General features: G+C 63.5%; 1 protein-coding gene. It reads right to left on the bottom strand.

The window, feature by feature from the left end; translation table 11 throughout:
* Positions 1–973 (bottom strand): IS481 family transposase (locus LRG07_RS13685; RefSeq protein WP_238642748.1); only part of this gene is annotated, 973 nt, incomplete at its 3' end.
* Between the last annotated feature and the right edge of the window lie 112 nt (positions 974–1,085).

Here is a 1,085-nt window from a genome sequence, read left to right as displayed (position 1 = left end):
TGTCAAGACCTGACTGATCATGTACCTGCTTACGGAATAAATCGGGGCGCTCCTCGTACCACTGCTTGAGTTTGCGTACAGGGGTAAGATGCCCGAGCGCACGCTGGGGAATGTGGTGGTTGTAGAGGCGCTGATAGTGCCAGAGCATCGAGTCGAGATCGGAGGCCGAATCGAAGTGAGTCGTGCGCAGGATCTCGCTGATACGGCCATTGAATCGCTCCACCAGGCCGTTCGTCTGCGGACGGCGAGGCGGCGTGAGCCGGTGCTCGATGTCGTGGCTGGCGCACAGCTGGTCGAAGGCATGCCGCCCCGAGGGACGTCGGGTCTTCTGCGTAAAGCGGTCTGTGAAGGCCTGGTCGTTGTCCGTAAGCAGCGTATGGATCCGGAACGGGGCCTTCTCCTGGAGGCGCTTGAGAAAGCGCACAGCCGCCTTGTGCGACTTCTCGCGGTGGCGCTCAAGGTAGACCCAGCGGCTGGCCCGGTCGATGGCCACGAACAGGTACGTGCGCCCCTGCTCATCGGCCATCTCCGGCAGGTACTTGATGTCGACGTGCACGTAACCGGGCCGGTAGTCCTTGAACGTCTTCGTCGGCCGCGACTCGCCCTCCGGGCGCGGGATCAGCTCCTTGAGCTGCGAGACCCCGTGACGGACCAGCAGCCGCTGCAACGCCGAGCGGACCATGTCTGGCTTGATGAACTCACGCACGACCACCAGCAGGTCATCGGTGGGGAGCAGCAGGGTGCGCCGCAGCTCCACCACAATCGCCTCCTGCGCCGGCGACAGTGCCGTGTGCAGCCGGTGCGGGCGATGGCTGAGGTCCTCGCTCGTCTCCCGATACTTCCACTTGCGCACCGTCGCGCGGCTGATGTTGTACTTCTCCGCCAGGGCCCGCTCCGAGAGCGTCGAGTTGCGGATCTCCTCGCGCAGCTGCGGCGTCGTGCGCGCTTGCTTGTGGATGGTCGCTCCGGCCATATTACCGACCTCGTCTTTCCGCCTTCAGGCTCTCGCCCAGTTCCTGTAACGCCAACCGGGCTTGAAACAGAGCATAACTCCTTGGCGGTATATGATCACGCAGGTCGCAACA

This window comes from Halorhodospira sp. 9622, assembly GCF_022228025.1.
In the GTDB taxonomy this organism is placed as follows: domain Bacteria; phylum Pseudomonadota; class Gammaproteobacteria; order Nitrococcales; family Halorhodospiraceae; genus Halorhodospira; species Halorhodospira halophila_A.
Note: the sequence above shows the minus strand (reverse complement) of the source record. Positions and strands in the feature narration are given on the sequence as shown.